Origin of the sequence: Bradyrhizobium sp. (assembly GCF_049512235.1) — a bacterium.
Classification (GTDB): Bacteria; Pseudomonadota; Alphaproteobacteria; order Rhizobiales; family Xanthobacteraceae; genus Bradyrhizobium.
In genome coordinates, this window is the sequence record NZ_JBEKXH010000131.1 from 1 (window position 1) to 18,387 (window position 18,387).

At 62.7% G+C, this 18,387-nt stretch carries 17 protein-coding genes and 1 pseudogene; 13 read left to right on the forward strand and 5 right to left on the reverse strand.

Annotated features, from left to right (window positions below):
- Window position 1 precedes the first annotated feature (1 nt).
- Entirely contained in the window at window positions 2-604 is a 603-nt protein-coding gene (gene ccmA / locus ABSG20_RS14270) for a heme ABC exporter ATP-binding protein CcmA (RefSeq protein ID WP_423865148.1), read from the reverse strand.
- A gap of 201 nt (window positions 605-805) precedes the next feature.
- Between ccmA and acnA the strand changes: the two genes are divergently transcribed.
- From acnA to ABSG20_RS14285, 3 genes are all read left to right on the forward strand, one after another.
- Window positions 806-3,526, forward strand: coding sequence for an aconitate hydratase AcnA (gene acnA, locus ABSG20_RS14275; RefSeq protein WP_423865149.1), 2,721 nt, complete (start codon window positions 806-808; stop codon window positions 3,524-3,526).
- Window positions 3,527-3,676: 150 nt separating this feature from the next.
- Window positions 3,677-4,441 (forward strand): DUF1223 domain-containing protein, encoded by a 765-nt coding sequence (locus ABSG20_RS14280; RefSeq protein WP_423865150.1) that lies wholly within the window; start codon window positions 3,677-3,679, stop codon window positions 4,439-4,441.
- Between the two features lie 438 nt (window positions 4,442-4,879).
- Window positions 4,880-5,251: a DUF2794 domain-containing protein gene (locus tag ABSG20_RS14285; protein ID WP_423865151.1), complete on the forward strand. Its 372-nt coding sequence runs from the start codon at window positions 4,880-4,882 to the stop codon at window positions 5,249-5,251.
- Window positions 5,252-5,262: 11 nt separating this feature from the next.
- Here the strand turns inward: ABSG20_RS14285 and ABSG20_RS14290 are convergent, their stop codons facing one another.
- From ABSG20_RS14290 to ABSG20_RS14305, 4 genes are all read right to left on the reverse strand, one after another.
- The gene (locus ABSG20_RS14290) at window positions 5,263-5,796 is read right to left on the reverse strand and encodes a GNAT family N-acetyltransferase (protein ID WP_423865152.1); all 534 of its coding nucleotides are present in this window, start codon (window positions 5,794-5,796) and stop codon (window positions 5,263-5,265) included.
- Window positions 5,797-5,886: 90 nt separating this feature from the next.
- Complete coding sequence (locus ABSG20_RS14295) at window positions 5,887-6,678, reverse strand: Bax inhibitor-1/YccA family protein (protein ID WP_423865153.1); 792 nt, start codon at window positions 6,676-6,678, stop codon at window positions 5,887-5,889.
- 307 nt (window positions 6,679-6,985) lie between these two features.
- Window positions 6,986-9,568: an ABC transporter permease gene (locus ABSG20_RS14300; RefSeq protein WP_423865154.1), complete on the reverse strand. Its 2,583-nt coding sequence runs from the start codon at window positions 9,566-9,568 to the stop codon at window positions 6,986-6,988.
- Between the two features lie 10 nt (window positions 9,569-9,578).
- Entirely contained in the window at window positions 9,579-10,313 is a 735-nt protein-coding gene (locus ABSG20_RS14305) for an ABC transporter ATP-binding protein (protein WP_423865155.1), read from the reverse strand.
- Between the two features lie 55 nt (window positions 10,314-10,368).
- Here ABSG20_RS14305 and ABSG20_RS14310 point away from each other — a divergent pair, with 55 nt between their 5' ends.
- From ABSG20_RS14310 to ABSG20_RS14355, 10 genes and pseudogenes are all read left to right on the forward strand, one after another.
- The gene (locus tag ABSG20_RS14310; RefSeq protein ID WP_423865163.1) at window positions 10,369-11,016 is read left to right on the forward strand and encodes an arylesterase; all 648 of its coding nucleotides are present in this window, start codon (window positions 10,369-10,371) and stop codon (window positions 11,014-11,016) included.
- Window positions 11,017-11,216: 200 nt separating this feature from the next.
- The gene (gene thpR / locus ABSG20_RS14315) at window positions 11,217-11,753 is read left to right on the forward strand and encodes an RNA 2',3'-cyclic phosphodiesterase (RefSeq protein ID WP_423865156.1); all 537 of its coding nucleotides are present in this window, start codon (window positions 11,217-11,219) and stop codon (window positions 11,751-11,753) included.
- A 183-nt stretch (window positions 11,754-11,936) separates the two neighbouring features.
- Complete coding sequence (gene zapE / locus ABSG20_RS14320; RefSeq protein WP_423865164.1) at window positions 11,937-13,121, forward strand: cell division protein ZapE; 1,185 nt, start codon at window positions 11,937-11,939, stop codon at window positions 13,119-13,121.
- A 236-nt stretch (window positions 13,122-13,357) separates the two neighbouring features.
- Window positions 13,358-14,326, forward strand: coding sequence for a malate dehydrogenase (gene mdh / locus ABSG20_RS14325; RefSeq protein WP_423865157.1), 969 nt, complete (start codon window positions 13,358-13,360; stop codon window positions 14,324-14,326).
- A gap of 58 nt (window positions 14,327-14,384) precedes the next feature.
- A pseudogene (gene sucC / locus ABSG20_RS14330) lies at window positions 14,385-15,585 on the forward strand (ADP-forming succinate--CoA ligase subunit beta).
- A gap of 4 nt (window positions 15,586-15,589) precedes the next feature.
- Complete coding sequence (locus tag ABSG20_RS14335; protein ID WP_423865158.1) at window positions 15,590-16,069, forward strand: DUF1579 family protein; 480 nt, start codon at window positions 15,590-15,592, stop codon at window positions 16,067-16,069.
- 218 nt (window positions 16,070-16,287) lie between these two features.
- Window positions 16,288-16,629 carry a hypothetical protein gene (locus ABSG20_RS14340; RefSeq protein WP_423865159.1) on the forward strand — a complete coding sequence of 114 codons (342 nt, stop codon included), beginning with the start codon at window positions 16,288-16,290 and terminating at the stop codon, window positions 16,627-16,629.
- Window positions 16,619-16,843 (forward strand): PIN domain-containing protein, encoded by a 225-nt coding sequence (locus tag ABSG20_RS14345; RefSeq protein ID WP_423865160.1) that lies wholly within the window; start codon window positions 16,619-16,621, stop codon window positions 16,841-16,843. Before ABSG20_RS14340 ends, ABSG20_RS14345 begins: the two co-directional genes overlap by 11 nt.
- Before the next feature lie 22 nt (window positions 16,844-16,865).
- Entirely contained in the window at window positions 16,866-17,750 is an 885-nt protein-coding gene (sucD, locus tag ABSG20_RS14350; protein WP_423865161.1) for a succinate--CoA ligase subunit alpha, read from the forward strand.
- Between the two features lie 134 nt (window positions 17,751-17,884).
- On the forward strand, window positions 17,885-18,387 hold a 503-nt coding region (locus ABSG20_RS14355), incomplete at its 3' end, for a 2-oxoglutarate dehydrogenase E1 subunit family protein (RefSeq protein ID WP_423865162.1).

An 18,387-nucleotide genomic window follows, 5' to 3' on the forward strand; every position in this document is an offset into this window, starting at 1 on the left:
GTCACCTCGCGCCCCCGATCCGCAATTCGCGTGCGGCAATCCCGAGGGGGGCGTGGGTGGCGGCGATGATCAGGCCGCCATGCGACAGATGATCGCCCATCAGGGCGGCAAACAGGCTCTGACCTGGTCTGTCCAGCGCATTGGTCGGCTCGTCCAAAAGCCAGATCGGCCGCCGCACCGCCAGTAGCCGGGCGATCGAGAGCCGCCGCCTTTGCCCGGCCGACAGATAGGCCGACGGCAGATCTGCGGCATGGTCGAGCCCTACCGCAGCAAGGCATTCTGCGCTGTCGGACGCCTCGCCGCCTAGATAATCCCGCCAGAACGATAGGTTTTCCACAACGCTCAACGCCGGCTTCAGCGCGTCGCGGTGGCCGAGATAATGGGCCTGTTCGGGCAGGGTCAGTTCCGTGTCGCCGCCCTTGAGCCCGATCGAGCCGCCGGCCATCACCAACAGGCCTCCGATCAGCCGCAGCAGCGAGGTTTTACCCGATCCATTGGTACCGGTGACGGCCAAGGCCTCGCCCGCTTCGATCTCGAAATCGAGACCCGAGAATATTTCCCGGCCGCCCCGCACACACCTCACGTCGCGTCCCGAGAGCCGCATTTTGCCCTTCCATGGCCCGCTAGAATTCTGGATGCCGCATACCGCGCGACGATGGTTGCTTGTGGCGGCGCCGCTGGAAAGATTCTATAAGCCGCAACTTGATGCCGCACACAACCCGCCGCGGCAAGCCATCAGGCCTACCCTCGCCGCCGGTGCTTTGATACCCTTGCCGGGTATAACGATTAATCGGGATTTCCGCACATGACCTCGCTCGACAGTTTTAAATGCCTGAAGACCCTCAGGGTCGGCGGCAAGAACTACGTCTATTACAGCCTGCCCACCGCCGAGAAGAACGGTCTGAAGGGGATTTCCAAGCTGCCTTATTCGATGAAGGTGCTGTTGGAAAACCTGCTGCGCAATGAAGACGGCCGCACCGTCAAGAAGGACGACCTCCTCGCATTTGCGAAATGGTTGAAAAAGCGCGCGCTCGAACACGAGATCGCGTTCCGTCCGGCGCGGGTCTTGATGCAGGATTTCACCGGCGTGCCGGCGGTGGTCGATCTGGCGGCCATGCGCAATGCCATGCAGGCGCTCGGCGGCGACGCCGAAAAGATCAATCCGCTGGTGCCGGTCGATCTCGTCATCGACCACAGCGTGATCGTGAACTTCTTCGGCGACAACAAGGCCTTCGGCAAGAATGTCGTCGAGGAATACAAGCAGAATCAGGAGCGATATGAATTCCTGAAATGGGGTCAGAAGGCGTTTTCGAATTTCTCCGTGGTGCCGCCCGGCACCGGCATCTGCCATCAGGTCAATCTCGAATACCTCGCGCAGACGGTGTGGACCAAGAAAGAAAAGATGACGGTCGGCAAAAAGAAAGGCACCTTCGAGGTCGCCTATCCCGATTCACTTGTCGGTACCGACTCCCACACCACCATGGTCAACGGCCTTGCGGTGCTCGGCTGGGGCGTCGGCGGCATCGAGGCGGAAGCCTGCATGCTCGGGCAGCCGCTGTCGATGCTGCTGCCGGAAGTGGTCGGGTTCAAGCTCGATGGCCAACTCAAGGAAGGCGTCACCGCGACCGACCTTGTGCTGACGGTGACCCAGATGCTGCGCAAGCTGGGCGTGGTCGGAAAATTCGTGGAATTTTTCGGCCCCGGCCTCGATCATCTCTCGGTCGCCGACAAGGCGACCATCGGCAACATGGCGCCGGAATATGGCGCCACCTGCGGCTTCTTTCCGGTCGACGCCGCGACGATCGATTATCTCAAGACCTCGGGCCGCAAGTCTGACCGCGTCGCGCTGGTCGCCGCCTATGCCAAGGCGCAAGGCTTGTTCCGCACCGCCAAGTCGGCCGATCCGGTATTCACGACCACGCTGACGCTCGATCTGGCCGACGTGGTGCCGTCGATGGCCGGACCGAAACGCCCCGAAGGCCGCGTCGCGCTGCCAGCAGTTGCCGAAGGATTTTCAACCGCGATGACCACCGAATACAAGAAGGCGGCCGACGCCTCGAAGCGCTATGCGGTCGAGAATCGCAATTTCGATCTCGGCCATGGTGACGTCGTGATCGCGGCGATCACCTCCTGCACCAACACTTCCAATCCCAGCGTTCTGATCGGCGCCGGGCTTTTGGCGCGCAACGCCGCCGCCAAGGGTCTGAAGGCAAAACCCTGGGTCAAGACGTCGCTGGCACCGGGAAGCCAGGTGGTCGCGGAATATCTCGCCAATTCCGGCCTGCAGACCGATCTCGACAAGGTCGGCTTCAACCTGGTCGGCTTCGGCTGCACCACCTGCATCGGCAATTCGGGCCCGCTGCCGGAAGAGATTTCGAAGTCGATCAACGACAACGGCATCGTTGCCGCCGCGGTATTGTCGGGTAACCGCAACTTCGAAGGCCGCGTCAGCCCCGACGTGCAGGCCAACTATCTGGCGTCGCCACCGCTGGTGGTGGCCTATGCGCTGGCGGGAACGGTGACAAGGGATCTCGCGGTCGAGCCGATCGGCAACGGCAAGGACGGCAAGCCGGTGTACCTCAAGGACATCTGGCCGACGAGCAAGGAGATCAACGCATTGATGAAGAAGTTCGTGACGGCGACGATCTTCAAGAAGCGCTACGCCGATGTGTTCAAGGGCGATACCAACTGGCGCAAGATCAAGACCGAGGAGAGCGAAACCTACCGCTGGAACATGAGCTCGACCTACGTTCAGAACCCGCCTTATTTCGAAGGCATGAAGAAGGAGCCGGAACCGATCGTCGACGTTGTCGATGCGCGGATTCTGGCGATGTTCGGCGACAAGATCACGACCGACCATATCTCGCCGGCCGGCTCGATCAAGTTGACCTCTCCGGCAGGAAAATTTCTCAGCGAGCATCAGGTGCGCCCGGCGGATTTCAATCAATACGGCACGCGGCGCGGCAACCATGAAGTCATGATGCGCGGCACCTTCGCCAATATCCGCATCAAGAACTTCATGCTGAAGGGCGCCGACGGCAACATTCCGGAAGGCGGCCTCACCAAACATTGGCCCGACGGCGAGCAGATGTCGATCTACGATGCCGCCATGAAGTATCAGGCCGAGAAAGTGCCGCTGGTGGTTTTTGCCGGCGCCGAATATGGCAATGGCTCGTCACGCGACTGGGCCGCGAAGGGCACCAGGCTGCTCGGCGTCCGCGCCGTGATCTGCCAGAGCTTCGAGCGTATCCATCGCTCCAATCTGGTCGGCATGGGCGTGCTGCCGCTGACCTTCGAGAATGGTGCCTCCTGGCAGTCGATCGGGCTGAAGGGCGATGAGAAGGTAACGATCAGGGGCTTGCAGGGCGAGCTGAAGCCGCGCCAGATGCTGACGGCGGAAATCGTGTCCAGCGATGGCGCGCTGCAGCGCGTTTCGCTGCTGTGCCGGATCGATACGCTCGACGAACTCGACTATTATCGAAATGGCGGCATCCTGCATTACGTGCTGCGCAAGCTGGCGGCGTGATGCGGCTTGTGATCGATGCCTCACCGCGAAGTGAGTGGCGAGGCAAGGGGAGGCGGCCTATGAAAGGTCGCCTTCTTGCGCTGGAACCCCAGCGCGACGGGCACCGCAAGGGGGTTGATTGCAAAATTTTGGGTTTGTCCCGGTTCCAGTATGACAGCGATGATGGTCTATAAGTCTGTTTCGCGATGGTCGGGCGCGCTTTGCGTCTGTTGCATTGTCGCAATCATCCCTCCAGCCCACGCCGACCCGCGCGCCGTGGTCGAGCTGTTCACATCGCAGGGCTGCTCGTCGTGTCCTCCCGCCGACAAGGTTCTAGGCGAGCTGGCCAAGGATCCCTCGGTCGTCGCGCTGAGCCTGCCGATCGATTACTGGGACTACCTCGGCTGGAAGGACACGCTGGCGGACGCCCGCTTCAGCGCGCGCCAGAAGGCCTATTCGCGGATGCGCGGCGATCGTGAAGTCTACACGCCGCAAGTTGTCGTCAATGGATCGGTGCATGTGATCGGCAGCGATTGGAAGGGCATCGAAAGCGCCATCGGCGAGACCAGGAAGGCCGACGGCGTGATGTCCGTTCCGGTGACGATGACGCAATCGGGCAAACAGATCACCATTTCGGTCGCGGCCTCCAGCACGGGCCCGGCAGCCATGCATGGCGAGGTCTGGATCTGCTCAATATCGAAAGCGGTGCCGATTTCAATCGGGCGCGGCGAGAATAGCGGACGCGAAGTCACCTACTACAATGTGGTACGTAACCTGCTCAAGGTCGGTGACTGGAACGGTACCTCCGGCAGTTGGACGGTGCCTTTGGAGAATATATCCCGCGAGGGCGTCGATGCCGCGGTGGTCTATGTCCAGGACGGCAATCGCGACAGACCGGGCCCGATGTTAGGCGCGGCCTTCACGTCGCTGCACTGAATAATTTGATTTGGTCGAGGAAATTCCTTTGGAAGAAGCCGGCGGCGGGTCCGTCATCTCCACGTTTGATGGTGTCGGCGCGCCTGGAATCCCGCATCCCCAACAGAAAAAAAGGACCAACTTTCGTTGGCCCCCCTTGGCTGATAGCTATTCATGAATAGGCCCGGCCCCGACCGCCCCGGGGGGCTGGGGGCTGAGGAATCCGGAGCTGAAAGGACCGGGCCAACTCAAGTCTTGATTGTGTTAGTTTAGCACGTCGCCCGCTGGGCGGAAGTGGGGCGGCATTGTGATTCCGTTAACGATCCCGTGACGACGGTTTGGTCTCTGCCGGCCCAGACACCCCTGGATCGGTAAATCTCGCTCCGGTTGCCCCGCCGGGCTCTTGCGGCGGCGGACAGTCGGCGCAATCATGCGGGTTAAATGACAGGGGGGGACCGCATGAGTTCGATGTCGGAGGAAACCGATCCAAGCGATAACCGCGCAGCGGCGCGCAATGCCGCTGCGGGTGCTTTGCCTGGCCGGGTGACGTTCAATCGGCTCGAACTCAATCGTATCCTCAATCTGTACGGACGCATGGTGGCCGAAGGCGAGTGGCGCGACTATGCCATCGATTTCCTGCGGGATCGCGCGGTGTTCTCGGTATTCCGCCGCGCCTCCGAAGTGCCGATCTACCGCATCGAAAAAGATCCGCGGCTGGCGCGCAAGCAGGGCATTTACAGCGTGATCTCGGCAAGCGGGCTGATCCTGCGCCGCGGACCCGAGCTCGACCGCGTGCTCCTGGTGATCGACCGCAAGCTGGCGGTGGTGTAGGGCGCTCCGGGCTACGGTTGGGCCGGCACCGTTAGCGCCCCCTCGCCCAGCGCGCGCTGCATCATCACGATGTCGAGCCAGCGGCCGAACTTGAAGCCGACATCCGGATGGGTCCCGATCATCTGAAACCCGCATTTGGTGTGCACGCCGATTGATCCGGCATTGGCGGAATCCCCGATCACCGCGATCATCTGCCGATAGCCGCGCGCCTCGGTGGCGGCGATCAGCCTTTGCAGCAATTGCAGGCCGATCCCCTGCCTGTGGATGGAAGGCTCGAGATAGATCGAATTCTCCACGGTGAAGCGATAGGCTGGCCGCAGCCGGTAGGCCCCGGCATAGGCATATCCGGCGACGCGGCCGTCGAGGGTTGCAACCAGATAGGGGAAGCCGCCATCCATCAGCGCGTCAAAGCGCCGCGTCATCTCAGCGAGATCCGGCGGGACGATCTCGAACGTCGCAGTGCCCTGGCGCACCGCATGGTCGTAAATACCGGTAATGAAGCGAAGGTCGGCGGCGGTGGCGGGCCTGATTTCGGCAGCGGACATGGTTTTCCGAGACTATTTTTGCTGTCGGCAAAAGAAAAGCCCCGGCCATGCGGCCGGGGCTTGAACTGGTCCGCCCTGAGCCGAAACCGATCAGTCGCGCTGACCGAGCAGCTGCAGCAGCAGGGTAAACAGGTTGATGAAGTTCAAATACAGCGACAGCGCGCCAATGATCGAGGCCCGCTCCGCGACATCTCCGCCCTGCGAGGCATAGCCGTAGATGTAGTCGTTCTTCAGCCGCTGGGTGTCGTAGGCGGTGAGGCCCGCAAACACCAGCACGCCGATCACCGATACCATGAACTGCAGCATCGAGCTGGCCAGGAACAGATTGACCAGGCTCGCGATGATGATGCCGAACAGGCCCATGATCAGGAACGATCCCATTCCGGTCATGTCACGCTTGGTGGTGTAGCCATAGAGGCTGAGCGCGCCGAAGGTGGCCGCGGTGATGAAGAACACCCGTACGATCGAGGTGTGGGTATACACCAGGAAGATCGACGACAGCGATATCCCCATCAGCGCCGAAAACACCCAGAACAGCATCTGGGCGGTGGCCGGCCGCAGCCGGTTGATACCGGCTGAAATCGCGAACACCATGGCGAGCGGCGCCAGGATGAACAGCCATTTCAGGGGGCTGACGAATATCGCATAGCCGAACGGCGTCAGATACATACTGCCGACGTGGACGGCGGCGCCCGACGGATCGGAGGTCACCGCCGCCATATAGACTCCGAGCGCGGCGAGGCCGGTGATGGCCAGCCCGATGCTCATGTAGTTGTAGATGCGCAGCATGTAGGCGCGCAGACCGGCGTCGACGGTCGCGGCGTCAACGCGCCCGGCGGCCCGGCCGAAAGGAGAAGTGTAGTTGCGGTCTAGGTCCGACATGGTCGAATTCCCATTTGTTGGTCCGGCGGAGCGCAGGGTTTGCGGCGCCGGTTAAAGAAATCTAGCCCAGATACCGCCATTTGCTGACATTAATTTTGTGTCATCAACGGGTGTCATCAAACGGCCTCTGGCCCGATCGATATGTGGGAAACTAGCACATTTCCTGCAAGCTTCCATGCGCGGCCGAATGTCGCTCCACAGGCCGGATTCCGGGGGCGAAGCGGAATGCCGGCGCCGCCGGCAAAGCGCCGGATGGCGGGATTGGCTGCCGATCGGCCGGCGGCGCCCGCGGACCGGCTGCAAACCTTCATAAATTTCGCAGCACCGTGGCGGGCTTCTGGTTCAGCGCCAAAAGCGTGCCCGCCAGTCCCAGTCCCACCGTCACGATCAGTGCGGCAGCGACCACGCCCGCGGCGCTGCCGGCCTGCCAGACGAAGCTCAGCGTCATTAGCCGCGACACGATCAGCCAGGCAGCGATGGAGCCCGCGATCACGCCAAAAACGGCAGTGGCGAAGCCGATCATCAGGTATTCCAGCGCGTAGGCGCCGAGCAGCCGCGCCCGGGTCGCGCCCAGGGTTTTCAGAATGACCGCGTCGTAAACCCGATGCCGATGGCCGGCGGCCAGCGCTCCGCCCAGCACCAGAATGGCGGAGATCAAAGTGACCGCGCTGGCACCGCGGATCGCCAGCACCAGGTTGGTGACGACGCCGCCGATCGTCTCCAGCGCCTCGCGGACCCGAACGCTGGTCACCATGGGGAACGCGTCGGCCACCGATTTGATGATGCGGGCGTCGCCGGCGGCATCTGGGTGGTTCTCGGTCAGAGTGGCGATATGGGTATGCGGGGCGCCCCGGAAAGCGTTCGGGGAGAACACCAGTACGAAATTGATGCCGAGGCCTTGCCAGTCGATGCTGCGCATGTTGCCGATGGTGGCGGTGATATCGCGGCCGAGCACATTGACGACGATCGGGTCGCCGATCCTGAGCCCGAGCCCGTCGGCGATCTTCTTCTCGATCGAGACCAGCGGCGGTCCGTCATAGCCGGCGCCCCACCATTGGCCTTCGACCACCTTGGAACCCGCAGGGATTTCACCGGTATAGGTCAGGCCGCGGTCGCTCTGCAGCACCCACTCGGCGTCGCTCGAGGCCCTGAGGTCTTCCGCCTTGACGCCACGGGCTGCGACGATGCGCCCGCGCAACATCGGAACATCTTCGACGGTCGATTGCGGGGCGGCCCGCTTGAGGAAGGCGCCGAACCGGTCGGCTTCACTGGCCGGGATGTCGATGAAATAGAACGACGGCGCGCGATCCGGCAGCGCCGCCAGGAATTGCCGCCGCAGATTGCCGTCGATTTGCGTGATCGTGACCAGCACGGCGAGGCCGAGGCCAAGCGACATCACCACCGAGGGCGTCAATGCGCCGGGCCGGTAGATATTGGCGATCGCCAGGCGCAGCATGGTGATGCGGGTGCGCGGCAGACTTCGCGCCAGCGCCATGAGGCCGGCGGCGATGGCGCGCAACAGCGCAAATACCACGACCGAGGACACGACAAATACCGTTGCGATGCGCTTGTCGTAAGCGAACCCGATCACCACCGCGATCAGCAGGGCGATCACCACGGCCATCAGCGCCAGATAGCGCCAGCGCGGGCGATGCCAGCTGCTCGCGACCGCTTCGCGAAACAGCGCCGCCACCGGCACGTCATGCACGCGACCGAGCGGCCAAAGCCCAAAGGCGAGCGCGGTCAGGAGCCCGTAGACCAAGGACATCAGCAGTTCATCCGGGTGCAGCGCCGGCACCACCGGCAGCGGCAACAGCTTGCCGAATAGGCCGACGATGATGAACGGCAGCGCCGCGCCGGCGGCAAGCCCGATCACCGAGCCGGCTCCAGCGAGCACAATCACCTGCGTCAGGTAGATCGTGAAGACGTCGCGCCCGGTCGCACCCAGTGCCTTGAAGGTAGCGATGACGTCGCGGCGGCGATCGACATGGCTTTTGACGGCATTGGCGACGCCGACCCCGCCGACCAAAAGCGAGGCGAGGCCAACCAGCGTGAGAAACTGGGTGAAACGGCTGATGGTGCGCTCCAGCTGCGGCGAAGCGTTAGCTCGGCTGCGAACCTCCCAGCCGGCCTCGGGCAAAGCCGTTCTCACATCGTCGAGCAGCGCGGTCAGGGCGCGATCGCCGGCCGCGGCGTCCGGCAGCTTGACCCGGTAGATCCAGCGCACCAGGCTGCCCGGTTGCAACAGCCCGGTGGCGCGCAATCCGGCTTCGCTGACCAGAAAGCGCGGACCGAGGCCGATGCCGCCGGCGAGCTTGTCCGGTTCGGCACCGACGATGCTACGGATCTGAAAGCTGGCATTGCCGATGCTGACGCGGTCGCCGAGCTTGAGATCGAGCCGGGCCAGCAAGGTCGAATCCGCAGCCGCGCCGAACGCCGGACCGGCGGCATCTTGCCGCTCGGCCAGCAAGTCGGCCACCGGCATCTGCGGCTCGATGGTCAATTGGCCGAGCATCGGGTAGGCGCTGTCGACGGCCTTCAGTTCGACCAGCGCGAACCGGCCATCGCCGCTGCGCACCATCGCGCGCAGGGTCGCCGCGACCGACACCAGACCGCGGGCGCCGAGATAGGCCACTTCCTCCGGTTTGGCCTCGCGTTGGATCAGCGAGAACGCCGCGTCGCCGCCGAGCAGCGTGCGGCCCTCGCGCGCCAGCCCCTCGCTGAGACTGGCCGCGACCGAGCCGACGCCGGCAACGGCCATCACGCCAAGGGCGATGCAGGCGATGAAGACGTAAAAGCCGCGCAAGCCGCCGCGCAATTCGCGCAGCGCGAAGCGCAGCGCGAGCGACCCCGTCCGGCCACCCCGGACAGCTTCGGCAGCCATGCTCATGCGGCCAGCCTCATGACGCGGCATCGTGAACGGAAACTTGTCCATCGATCCGGCCCGAGCGCAGCCGCACCACGCGATCGCAGCGCTGCGCCAGCGCGCTGTCATGGGTCACGAGCACGAGCGTCATGCCGCGCTCGGCGTGTTTGGTGAACAAGAGGTCGACGATCTGCCGGCCGGTGGTCTCATCGAGATTTCCGGTGGGTTCGTCGGCCACCAGGATGGCGGGATCGGGCGCCAGCGCGCGGGCCAGTGCTACGCGCTGCTGCTCGCCGCCGGATAATTGCGTGGGGTAGTGATGCAGGCGGTCGCCGAGGCCGACCGATGTCAGTTCTTGCGCGGCGCGCCGGGAGGCGTCGGGATTGCCGGCCAGCTCCAGCGGCACCGCGACGTTTTCCAGCGCGGTCATGGTCGGGATCAGGTGAAAGGACTGGAACACGATGCCGACCTGACGGCCGCGAAAGCGTGCCAGGGCGTCCTCGTCGAGGGCATTGAACGCCGTGCCGTTGACCACCACCTCTCCGCTGTCGGGACGCTCCAGTCCCGCCATCACCATCAGAAGAGTGGATTTGCCCGAACCCGACGGTCCGATCAGGCCAATCGCTTCACCGGATGCCACGCGCAGGCTGATATCCTTCAGGATGTGAACCCGCGCAGCGCCGGCGCCGAGTGAGAGGTTGAGGTTGGAGATGGCAATGGTGTCCGGCTCGAGGCCGGACAATGACGAGGATTCGATGAGACTGTCCATGGCTCGGTCATATGGCACTTTCGTTAGCAAGGTCGAGGGGCAGCTGCGCATGTTCGTGCACATGCTCGTGTCGGCTCTGGCCCTGATCTCGGCGGAACCGGGGTTTGCCCAGGCGGCGGCGATTCCGCCGGCAAAGCCGATCAAGATGGTGGTGCTGGGCGATTCGCTGAGCGCCGGTTATGGCCTTCCGGCGCCTGCGGCATTTCCCGAGCGATTGAAAGTCTCTTTGCAAACCAATGGGATAAGGGTCGACATGATCAATGCCGGGGTGTCCGGCGATACCAGTTCCGGCGGCCGCGACCGGCTCGATTGGTCAGTGCCTGATGGCACTGAGGCCGTGATCGTCGAACTCGGCGCCAACGATGCCTTGCGCGGCACCGATCCTGCCGTCACCCGCGCTGCGCTGTCAGAGATTCTGACGCGGCTGAAGGCGCGCAAGATCGCGGTCTTGTTGTGCGGCATGGTCGCGCCGCCGAATTACGGAAGCGATTATTCGGCCCGCTTCAATGCGATCTACCCGGATCTGGCGAAATCGTTCGGAGTGCCGCTGTATCCGTTCTTCCTGCAGGGCGTCGCCGCGGACACGAGACTGAACCAGGCCGACGGCATGCATCCGACAGCCGAGGGCGTTGACGTCATCGTCAGGAACATGCTGCCCACCGTAGAGGCATTTCTCGGCTCGATATCCGGGCAGCGCAGTTGAAAAATGGGCAGCAATAACCCTAACGCGATGTTTTCCCGCAAGCTTTGCAGTCGCCAAGCGCTCGATGCTTCGCAGAGTCACACAACTGCGGTAAAAAATCTCCATCGGTGATTCGTCACCGGAATTTGTTTAGGCCATGATCTTTCCCGAAATCCGGTATCCACTTTTCGGGATCGGGCCCCAGCATCGGGAGTAATGCGATGCCGCGTTTGTTCACTGGACTGGAAATTCCGGCCGAGATCGGCCACACGCTTTCCAGCTTGCGTGGCGGCCTGCCGGGCGCACGCTGGATCGATCCCGAAAATTATCACCTCACCTTGCGCTTCATCGGCGATATCGACGGTATAGCGGCCAACGAAATCGCTTCGATGCTGTTTCGGGTCAACCGCAAGCCGTTCGAGGTGGCTTTGCAGGGCCTCTCCAGCTTCGGCGGAAGAAAACCGCGCGCGGTGGTGGCCCAGGTGGCGCCGAGCCGGCCATTGATCGAGTTGCAGGCCGAGCTGGAGCGGCTGATGCAGCGCATCGGACTCGATCCGGAGGGACGGAAATTCACCCCGCATGTGACGCTGGCGCGACTGCGCGACGCCTCCAATATGGATGTCGCGGACTATCTGTCGGTGCGCGGGTACTTTCCGACACGGGTGTTTACAGCGTCGCGCTTCGTGCTGTTCTCTTCGCGCGCCACCACTGGCGGCGGGCCCTATGTGATCGAGGGTTCGTACGCGCTGGGCGCGTAAAAGCGCACTTCTTCACGCATGCGGAGAAGAGCTCTAAAAGGTTCGCGGCTCGTATTCGCGCCAATACCGCCTCTCTCTCCGTAAGAACACCGTAAGAACACCGAGCGGGAGCCGGTATGGTGCATGGCTCCTGCAAAAATTCGCGGCTTGCAATTTTCTTCCGGCTGGGGCCGTAAGGAGGCCATGCTGTCCACCCCGCCCGCCTCGTTCCGCGCCCTTTATCAGAGCCTCATTACTTCCGGCGCGATTGAGCCCGACGCCGCGCAGGCGGAGGTGGCCGAGGCGTTCGCCGGCCTTGAGCAGCGGCTTGCGGGCTACAAGCCGGTGCGCAAGCAAGGCCTGCTGGGCCGGCTGTTTGCCGACAAGGACGAGCCGCCGCCGCGCGGCCTCTACATCCACGGCGAGGTCGGACGCGGCAAGACCATGCTGATGGATATGTTTTTTCAGCAGAGCCCGGTCGCGCACAAGCGCCGCGCGCACTTCCATGAATTCATGGCCGACGTGCATGAGCGGATTTTTGGTTTTCGCCAGGACATCGCGCGCGGCGAGATCGCCGACGGTGACGTCATCGCGCTCACCGCGGCCTCGATTTTCGACGAGGCCTGGCTTTTGTGTTTCGACGAGTTTCATGTCACCGACATTGCCGATGCGATGATCCTGGGACGGCTGTTCGCGAGGCTGTTCGCGCGTGGCACCGTGGTGGTGGCGACCTCCAACGTCGCGCCCGAGGATCTCTACAAGGGCGGACTGAACCGGGCGCTGTTTCTCCCTTTCATCGCGCAGATATCGGCGTATATGGATGTGCTGCGGCTCGATGCGCGCACCGATTTCCGTCTGGAAAAGCTCGCCGGCGTGAAAATGTGGCTGGTGCCGGCGGACCGCGCCGCGGACTCAGCCCTCGACCGGGCGTGGTCGAGGATGACCGGTAATGCGCCCCGCCGGCCGCGCGACATTTCGATCAAGGGCCGGATCCTGCATGTGCCGTGCTCGGCGCACGGCGTGGCGCGGTTTTCGTTTAAGGATCTGTGCGAGAAGCCGCTCGCCGCCCCGGACTATCTCAGGCTCGCCCACGACTATCATACCATCCTGGTCGACCGCATTCCAGTGATGGATTACCCCGAGCGCAACGCGGCCAAGCGGTTCATTGCCTTGATCGATACGCTTTATGACAATGCGGTGAAGCTGATGGCGTCGGCCGCGGCCGATCCGCCGTCGCTCTATCTGGCGACCGAGGGCAATGAGGCCAACGAGTTCAAGCGAACCGCCTCGCGGCTGATCGAAATGAGTTCGGAATCCTACTTGGCGCGGCCTCACGGCCACAAGGATTCCGCGGCAAGCGGGTCAAGCACCGGGCTGGTGGAGACCTGAGGCTCGTCCTTCCGGCCTGGTGCGCGGGACCGGACATGGGATGTGCCTTGCACATCGGGAAGCTCGAGACTCCGCCTTCGCCCTGACGCGCGCCCCGGAATGACGAGGCCGACCTGATCGAAATCAAGGCAAGGGCTAGAATTGAGCACGGCCCGACTTGAACGGGCCGGTCGAAAGGGATAGGCCATTCAAGTCTCCTTTCACCCTTCTCCATACGTTCAAAGGAACGGATTCCCATGGCGCGCGACAAGATAGCTTTGATTGGCTCCGGTCAGATCGGCGGAACGTTGGCTCACCTCATCGGCCTGAAGGAACTCGGCGATGTCGTGATGTTCGATATTGCCGAGGGCGTGCCGCAAGGCAAATCGCTCGATATCGCGCAATCCTCGCCGGTCGACGGGTTCGACGCGAATTTCACAGGCGCCAATTCCTACGATGCGCTCGATAACGCCAAGGTCTGCATCGTCACCGCCGGCGTACCGCGCAAGCCCGGCATGAGTCGCGACGACCTCCTGAGCATCAATCTCAAGGTCATGGAGCAGGTCGGCGCCGGCATCAAGAAGTACGCCCCCGATGCCTTCGTGATCTGCATCACCAATCCGCTCGACGCCATGGTGTGGGCGCTGCAGAAGGCCTCCGGCATGCCGCACAAGAAGGTGGTGGGCATGGCGGGTGTGCTGGATTCCTCGCGCTTCCGCTATTTCCTGGCCGACGAGTTCAATGTCTCGGTCGAAGACGTCACCGCCTTCGTGCTGGGCGGCCATGGCGACACCATGGTGCCGCTGGTGCGATATTCCACGGTGGCCGGCATTCCCCTGCCCGACCTGGTCAAGATGGGCTGGACCTCGCAGGCGCGGATCGATGAGATCGTCGATCGCACCCGCAACGGCGGCGCCGAGATCGTCAACCTCTTGAAGACCGGCTCGGCGTTTTATGCGCCCGCCGCATCGGCGGTGGCGATGGCCGAGAGCTATCTCAGGGACAAGAAGCGCGTGCTGCCCTGCGCGGCCTATCTCAGCGGCGAATACGGTGTCAAGGACATGTATGTCGGCGTCCCCGTGGTGATCGGATCGAAGGGGGTGGAGCGTATTGTCGAGATCGAACTGGCCGGCAAGGACCGCGAGGCGTTCGACAAATCGGTCGGCGCGGTGCAGGGTCTGGTCGATGCCTGCAAGAAGATCGCGCCGGATCTGCTCGGCCGTTGACCCCAATCAAGGCCGGCCAATCGGATACTGATCATTTCCAGGCTTTCGGGAGCCGCAGATGAATATTCACGAATACCAGGCCAAGGCGCTGCTGCACGAATTCGGCGTGCCGATCTCGAAGGGCGTGCCGGTGCTGCGGGCCGCCGATTCGGATGCGGCCGCGAAAATCCTTCCCGGCCCGGTCTTTGTGGTGAAGAGCCAGATCCATGCCGGCGGCCGCGGCAAGGGCAAGTTCAAGGAAGCTTCCGCCGGCGACAAGGGCGGCGTCCGCATCGCCAAATCGGTCGCCGAGGTCAACGAATACGCAAAACAAATGCTCGGCGCGACGCTGGTCACGGTGCAGACCGGCCCGCACGGCAAGCAGGTCAACCGGCTTTACATCGAGGATGGCTCCGACATCGACAAGGAGTTTTATTTGTCGATCCTGGTCGACCGCGAAACTTCCGAAGTGTCGTTCGTGGTCTCGACCGAGGGCGGCGTCAATATCGAGGACGTCGCCCACCATACGCCGGAGAAGATCGTGACCTTCTCGGTCGATCCGGCGACCGGCATCATGCCCCATCACGGCCGCACTGTTGCCAAGGCGCTCAAGCTGTCCGGCGATCTCGCCAAGCAGGCCGAAAAGCTGGTGGCGCAGCTTTATACGGCATTCGTCGCCAAGGACATGGCGATGCTGGAAATCAACCCGCTGGTCGTCACCAGGCAGGGTCAGTTGCGCGTGCTCGACGCCAAGGTATCGTTCGATGACAATGCGCTGTTTCGTCATCCCGAAGTGGCGGCTCTGCGCGACGAGACCGAGGAAGACGCCAAGGAAATCGAGGCGTGCGTCGAAATATGATCTCAATTACGTCACCCTCGACGGCAATATCGGCTGCATGGTCAATGGCGCCGGCCTTGCGATGGCGACGATGGACATCATCAAGCTCTATGGCATGGCGCCGGCGAACTTCCTCGACGTCGGCGGCGGCGCCGACAAGGCCAAGGTCACCGCGGCGTTCAAGATCATTACCGCCGACCCCAATGTGAAGGGCATCCTGGTCAATATCTTCGGCGGCATCATGAAATGCGACATCATCGCCGAGGGCGTGGTCGCAGCCGTCAAGGACGCCGGCCTGAAAGTGCCGCTGGTGGTGCGGCTGGAAGGCACCAATGTCGATGCCGGCAAGAAGATCATCCGCGAGTCCGGCCTCAACGTGCTGCCGGCCGACGATCTCGACGATGCCGCGCAAAAAATCGTCAAGGCCGTGAAGGGGGGCTAGCGCCATGCCCGCAGACCGCCTCGCCGCACCGTTGGCGCTGCAGGAACATCGCAGGCTTGCGGTCTTCGCGGGCGAATGGAGCGGTGAAGAGACGGTCTTTGCCTCGCGCTGGACCGAAGGCGGACCCGCCACCTCGCACGTCACAGCCCGCATGGCTCTGAACGGCTTTTATCTGATCCAGGACAGCCAGCAGATGCGCGACGGCAAGGAGAGCTTCGCCACCCATGGCGTATTCACCTATGACCGCGAGGACCGCCACTATAAATTATTCTGGCACGATTCGCTCGGCTATTACGCCCCGGCGCCGGCCTCCGGCGGCTGGACCGGCAAGGTGCTCACGCTGGTGCGCGGCTCGCTGCGCGGCAATGCGCGCCATGTCTACGAGGTCATCGACGATGACAGCTACACGATCAAGATCCAGTTTTCGCCCGACGCCGAAGGCTGGTCCGACGTGCTCACCGGCGTTTATCGGCGGGTACTCTGACCCGTGGACGCGCGTAAGGAAAGCTTGTCTGGCCAATGAGCACCAATGGGAGGCCTTGGCCAAAGCCACTCGCTGACCAAATGGATAACTCGTTCTGAAAGTACTCCTATGTCCGTTCTGATCGACAAAAAGACAAAAGTCATCTGCCAAGGCTTTACCGGCAATAAGGGCCAGATGGTTTTGCTTCTTCCGCTAAAGGTGTACCTGGAGCTGCCTTCATGACGAAAGTCACTTTCGATGTCGATGAAGAGACGCTGGCGCGTGTTACGTCCGTTGCGGACGCGCGTCAGACGAGTGTGGAGACCCTTCTCAGACAGCAAACTGAGGCCTTTGCACGTCTAGTGCCGATAACTCTCGCTAACTCGTCGCATAGGCGGGTGCTGTCGGTGCTCGGAGGCGCGCAGGGTGGTCTTTCGCCTCGGGAAGAACTCCATGATCGGGAGAAGGCGCGCGCAGAGGCTTATGTTGCGAACCGCAAGATCCTGCTCGATCTGATTGACAAGACGGATGGAGACATGGGCCATCACGGATGGGACAGGGCCAGATCCTATGACCGTTGACTGCTTCCTTGATACCAACGTGCTTTTCTACGCGGCGATGGCGCGCTTCACCGCGCCTGCCAAGTACGAACGCGCGCGCTGGATCATAGCCGAGACGGATTTTGGCTTGTCCGGACAAGTGCTTCAGGAGTTCTTTGTCAACGTCACCCGCAAGACGAACCACGACCAAATCTACGGCTCGGTTCGAGCAATTAATCCTTTTCGCGTCCACTGATGGGCCAAAACCGGGAAAAGCCATGTCCGTTCTGATCGACAGCAACACAAAAGTCATCTGCCAGGGATTTACCGGCAAGAACGGCACCTTTCATTCCGAAGCCGCGATGGCCTACGGCACAAAAATGGTCGGCGGCACCTCGCCGGGCAAAGGCGGCTCGACCCATCTCGGGCTACCGGTGTTCGATACCGTGACCGAGGCGCGGGAAAGAACCGGCGCCGATGCCAGCGTGATCTATGTGCCGCCGCCTGGCGCGGCGGACGCGATCTGCGAGGCCATCGACGCCGAAATCCCCTTGATCGTCTGCATCACCGAGGGCATTCCGGTGCTCGACATGGTGCGGGTCAAGAGATCGTTGAGCGGGTCGAAGTCGCGGCTGATCGGGCCGAACTGCCCGGGTGTGATGACCGCCGGCGAATGCAAGATCGGCATCATGCCGGCCAACATCTTCAAGCCCGGCAATGTCGGGATCGTGTCGCGCTCGGGCACCCTGACCTATGAGGCGGTGTTCCAGACCACCCAGGAAGGCCTCGGCCAGACCACCGCGGTCGGCATCGGCGGCGACCCGGTCAAGGGCACCGAATTCATCGACGTGCTGGAAATGTTTTTGGCCGACCCCAAGACCACCTCGATCGTGATGATCGGCGAGATCGGCGGTTCGGCCGAGGAAGACGCCGCCCAGTTCCTCAAGGACGAGGCCAAGCGCGGCCGCAAGAAGCCGATGGTCGGCTTCATCGCCGGCGTCACGGCGCCTCCCGGACGCCGCATGGGCCATGCCGGCGCGATCATTTCCGGTGGCAAGGGCGATGCTGGTTCCAAGACCGCGGCGATGGAAGCGGCCGGAATCACGGTTTCTCCGTCTCCGGCCCGGCTCGGAAAGACCCTTGTCGAAAAATTGAAGGGCTAATTCAGTTCTTGGTTCTTTTCGGGGCGCACATTCACCCTAAATAGGGTAAAAGGACGCTTATCCCGCTGGTCCGGTACCCGGATCGGCTGATGCGCCGTTTTCCATGCGCGAACCGAAATCACCAGGACGCAATCATGTCTCGCCAAGACGCGAATGCCGCATTTGCTCTCTCTTCCTTTCTGCAGGGCACAAACGCCCCCTACATCGACGATATCTACGCCCGCTATGAGAAAGACCCCTCCTCGGTCGATACCGAGTGGCAGGAGTTCTTCAAAAGCCTGAAAGACCAGCCGGCGGATGTGATCAAAAACGCCGAGGGGCCGTCCTGGGGGCGGGACAATTGGCCGCTGACGCCGCGCGACGATTTGACCTCCGCGCTCGACGGCAATTGGGCGCAAGTCGAGAAGGCTGTCGGCGCCAAGCTCGCCGCCAAGGCGCAGGCCAAGGGTACTGACAAGGGCGCGGAACCGACATCGGCCGATGTCCATCAGGCGACCCGCGATTCGGTCCGTGCCTTGATGCTGATCCGGGCCTACCGCATGCGCGGTCATTTCCACGCCAAGCTCGATCCGCTCGGCATCGAAGCGCCGCGCGATCGCGAAGAACTCGATCCGCGTTCCTATGGTTTTGCGGAGGG

Bases quoted from the DNA above. Each gene is read 5' to 3' on its own strand.
- ccmA (WP_423865148.1), bottom strand. From the start codon at position 604: ATGCGGCTCTCGGGACGCGACGTGAGGTGTGTGCGGGGCGGCCGGGAA.
- acnA (WP_423865149.1), top strand. From the start codon at position 806: ATGACCTCGCTCGACAGTTTTAAATGCCTGAAGACCCTCAGGGTCGGC.
- ABSG20_RS14280 (WP_423865150.1), top strand. From the start codon at position 3,677: ATGACAGCGATGATGGTCTATAAGTCTGTTTCGCGATGGTCGGGCGCG.
- ABSG20_RS14285 (WP_423865151.1), top strand. From the start codon at position 4,880: ATGAGTTCGATGTCGGAGGAAACCGATCCAAGCGATAACCGCGCAGCG.
- ABSG20_RS14290 (WP_423865152.1), bottom strand. From the start codon at position 5,796: ATGTCCGCTGCCGAAATCAGGCCCGCCACCGCCGCCGACCTTCGCTTC.
- ABSG20_RS14295 (WP_423865153.1), bottom strand. From the start codon at position 6,678: ATGTCGGACCTAGACCGCAACTACACTTCTCCTTTCGGCCGGGCCGCC.
- ABSG20_RS14300 (WP_423865154.1), bottom strand. From the start codon at position 9,568: ATGAGCATGGCTGCCGAAGCTGTCCGGGGTGGCCGGACGGGGTCGCTC.
- ABSG20_RS14305 (WP_423865155.1), bottom strand. From the start codon at position 10,313: ATGGACAGTCTCATCGAATCCTCGTCATTGTCCGGCCTCGAGCCGGAC.
- thpR (WP_423865156.1), top strand. From the start codon at position 11,217: ATGCCGCGTTTGTTCACTGGACTGGAAATTCCGGCCGAGATCGGCCAC.
- zapE (WP_423865164.1), top strand. From the start codon at position 11,937: ATGCTGTCCACCCCGCCCGCCTCGTTCCGCGCCCTTTATCAGAGCCTC.
- mdh (WP_423865157.1), top strand. From the start codon at position 13,358: ATGGCGCGCGACAAGATAGCTTTGATTGGCTCCGGTCAGATCGGCGGA.
- ABSG20_RS14335 (WP_423865158.1), top strand. From the start codon at position 15,590: ATGCCCGCAGACCGCCTCGCCGCACCGTTGGCGCTGCAGGAACATCGC.
- ABSG20_RS14340 (WP_423865159.1), top strand. From the start codon at position 16,288: ATGACGAAAGTCACTTTCGATGTCGATGAAGAGACGCTGGCGCGTGTT.
- ABSG20_RS14345 (WP_423865160.1), top strand. From the start codon at position 16,619: ATGACCGTTGACTGCTTCCTTGATACCAACGTGCTTTTCTACGCGGCG.
- sucD (WP_423865161.1), top strand. From the start codon at position 16,866: ATGTCCGTTCTGATCGACAGCAACACAAAAGTCATCTGCCAGGGATTT.